4 protein-coding genes and 2 pseudogenes are annotated in these 2725 nt (G+C 65.5%); 1 reads left to right on the forward strand and 5 read right to left on the reverse strand.

Annotation, left to right across the window (positions count from 1 at the left end; genetic code table 11):
• From XI25_RS14975 to XI25_RS36900, 4 genes and pseudogenes are all read right to left on the reverse strand, one after another.
• Positions 1–466, reverse strand: a pseudogene (locus XI25_RS14975) (4-hydroxy-2-oxovalerate aldolase); the annotation flags it as partial.
• Positions 466–1412, reverse strand: a pseudogene (locus XI25_RS36895) (acetaldehyde dehydrogenase (acetylating)). The pseudogenes XI25_RS14975 and XI25_RS36895, both read right to left, overlap by 1 nt.
• A gap of 171 nt (positions 1413–1583) precedes the next feature.
• Complete coding sequence (locus XI25_RS14985) at positions 1584–1784, reverse strand: hypothetical protein (RefSeq protein ID WP_046679311.1); 201 nt, start codon at positions 1782–1784, stop codon at positions 1584–1586.
• Entirely contained in the window at positions 1714–2034 is a 321-nt protein-coding gene (locus XI25_RS36900; RefSeq protein WP_442950396.1) for a tetratricopeptide repeat protein, read from the reverse strand. Before XI25_RS36900 ends, XI25_RS14985 begins: the two co-directional genes overlap by 71 nt.
• Between XI25_RS36900 and XI25_RS34690 the strand changes: the two genes are divergently transcribed.
• Positions 1966–2223: a hypothetical protein gene (locus tag XI25_RS34690; protein WP_235439896.1), complete on the forward strand. Its 258-nt coding sequence runs from the start codon at positions 1966–1968 to the stop codon at positions 2221–2223. The genes XI25_RS36900 and XI25_RS34690 overlap by 69 nt on opposite strands.
• A gap of 90 nt (positions 2224–2313) precedes the next feature.
• On the opposite strand, the gene XI25_RS14995 is transcribed toward XI25_RS34690, so the two are convergent.
• Positions 2314–2725 (reverse strand): VOC family protein (locus XI25_RS14995; RefSeq protein WP_046679313.1); only part of this gene is annotated, 412 nt, incomplete at its 5' end.

Below are 2725 nucleotides of genomic sequence, written 5' to 3' on the forward strand. Positions count from 1 at the left end.
GCTGGGCGAGCGCGTCCGGCTCGATCATGTGGCTCATCATCAGGAAACCGACGGTGTCCATGCCGAGGTTGCGCGCCGCCTCGATATGCTGCTTGGCGACGTCCGCCTCGGTGCAGTGGGTGGCGATGCGCACCGAGGTAACGCCGAGGCTGTGGGCGTGCTTGAGTTCCTCGACGGTGCCGATGCCCGGCAGCAGCAGGGTGGTCAGGCGCGCGTGCTTCACCACGTCGGCGACCGCCTCGATCCACTCCCAGTCGGTGTGAGCGCCGAAGCCGTAGTTGAAGCTGGAGCCGTTGAGGCCGTCGCCATGGGCGATCTCGATGGCGTCGACGCGCGCCTCGTCCAGTGCCCTGGCAATGGCGCGGACATGATCGAGGCCATACTGGTGGCGGATGGCGTGCATGCCGTCACGCAGCGTCACGTCCTGGATGTAGAGCTTGGTCTGGGTGGGATCAAAGCGGGTCATCAGGCGGCACTCTTCAGGAATTTGCGCTTGGCGATCCGCTCGGCGGTCGCCATGCCGGCGGAGGTCATGATGTCGAGGTTGCCGGCGTATTTCGGCAAATAATGCGCCGCGCCCTCGACCTCGAGGAACACGCTGGTCTTGATGCCCTCGAAGCTGCCCAGGCCCGGAATGCGCACCGGGTTGTTGGAGCCGAAGCGCTCGAACTGCACCTTCTGCTTCAGCCGGTAGCCCGGCACATACTGCTGCACCTGGGCGACCATCGCCTCGACCGAGGCCTCGATGGCGGCTTCATCGGCGCCCGATGACAGCGCGAACACGGTGTCGCGCATGATCATCGGCGGCTCGGCCGGGTTGAGGATGATGATCGCCTTGCCCTGGGCGGCGCCACCGACCACCTCGATGCCCTTCGACGTCGTTTCGGTGAACTCGTTCGATGTTGGCGCGGGTGCCGGGGCCGGCGGACTTCGAGGAGATCGAGGCGACGATCTCGGCGTAATGCACCTTTGGCGACCCGGCTGATGGCGGCGACGATGGGAATCGTCGCCTGGCCGCCGCAGGTCACCATGTTGACGTTGGGCGCGTCCAGATGGTCCTCGCCGTTGACCACCGGAATGACATAGGGGCCGATGGCGGCGGGCGTCAGGTCGACGATCACCTTGCCGGCCGCCTGGCAGATTTCCGAATGGCGCTTGTGGGCGTTGGCCGAGGTGGCATCGAAGACGATGCCGATTTCCGGCCAGACGGGGAGTTTCTGCAGGCCGTCGATGCCCTCGTGGGTGATGGCGACGCCGAGCCGCTGGGCCCGCGCCAGGCCGTCCGAGTTGGGATCGACGCCGACCATGGCGCCCATCTCCAGCACGTCGGAGGTGCGCATGATCTTGATCATCAGGTCGGTGCCGATATTGCCCGAGCCGATGATCGCTACCTTGATCTTGCCTGTTGTCATGCCGTGACCCGTGTCCGTCAAAAGCGCGTGGCGCTGTCGCCACGCCGGTATATCCGGGGGTCACCTTGGTGTTCCGGTCCGTTTCAAGTCAAATTGGCGGCCATGGATATTCTTATTGGTTGAGAGGAGCGGTCGCGCGCGACGGCCGCCCCTCCCCATTGTGGCGGGGTGTCAGGCGGTCATGCGCGGTCGGGAGATGATGCGGAAGCGCGACAGTTGCGCGCGCGGCTCCTCCCAGTCGGGGGCCAGTTCGGCGGCCCGCTGATAGTCGGCGAAGGCCGCCGGGACATTGCCCAGCAGTTCATGGACCGTGCCGCGGGTGTAGTAGCCGACGGACGCATTGGACGGGTTGAGGCTCAGGCCCCGGTTCAACGCCGCCAGTGCTGCTTCTTCCTGCCTGGTGTGGACGAGGGCAAGGGCGGAGGTTGATATAGCTGTCGCCGAGATCGGATTTCAGCCTGATGGCGGCGCGGTAGTCCTCGATGGCGTCATTGAACCGGCCAAGACGCATGCGGATGATGCCGCGATTGACCAGTGTCGCCGCCCGGTCGCGTTGACTGAGCGATTCCTCGGTCAGCGCACGATTGCAGGGGTCCAGGGCGAGGGGGCCGGGCTGGGACAACTTGGCGGCTTCGTAACAGCTTTCGGCATTGCCGCCGCCAATGATGTTCGTGGCGGCATGGGCCGTGCCGGCGATTCCAAGACACAGGGCCGCAGCCCCGAGGCGGATCAATATCCGATTCATGACGCTTCTCCCCGGCCGTGCGGGCGGGCGCATGTCCAGCCAGTCTTCGGCCAAGGAGAAGAATAGCATTATTTCAGAAATGTGACATCAGGCTTCGCGCCGGACCTTGCATCGAGCGCGCGCGGTCGCGGCCGGCGGCGCCGGCACCGGGGGCGGCTATCCCGCTTTGTCGCCGAGAACGCCGCGGCGGATCTGGTCGAGTTCGATCGACTCGAACAGCGCCTTGAAATTGCCCTCGCCGAAGCCCTCGTTGCCCTTGCGCTGGATGATCTCGAAGAAGATCGGGCCAATCACGTTCTGGGTGAAGATCTGCAGCAGCAGGCCCTGGCCCTCGGTCGGCGCGCCATCGATGAGGATGCGGCGCTGGCGCAGGGCCGCCAGCGATTCGCCGTGGCCGGGCACCCGGGCATCCACCTGGTCGTAATAGGCGTCCAGCGTATCCTGGAAGGGTACGCCGCGCGCCGCCAGCACGTCGACGGTCTTGTAGATGTCGTCGGTGAGCAGGGCGATATGCTGGATGCCCTCGCCATGGTAGGCGCGCAGATATTCCTCGATCTGGCTCTTGTCG

It is taken from the genome of Paenibacillus sp. DMB20, assembly GCF_000987955.1.
Lineage (GTDB): Bacteria > Bacillota > Bacilli > Paenibacillales > Paenibacillaceae > Paenibacillus_AQ.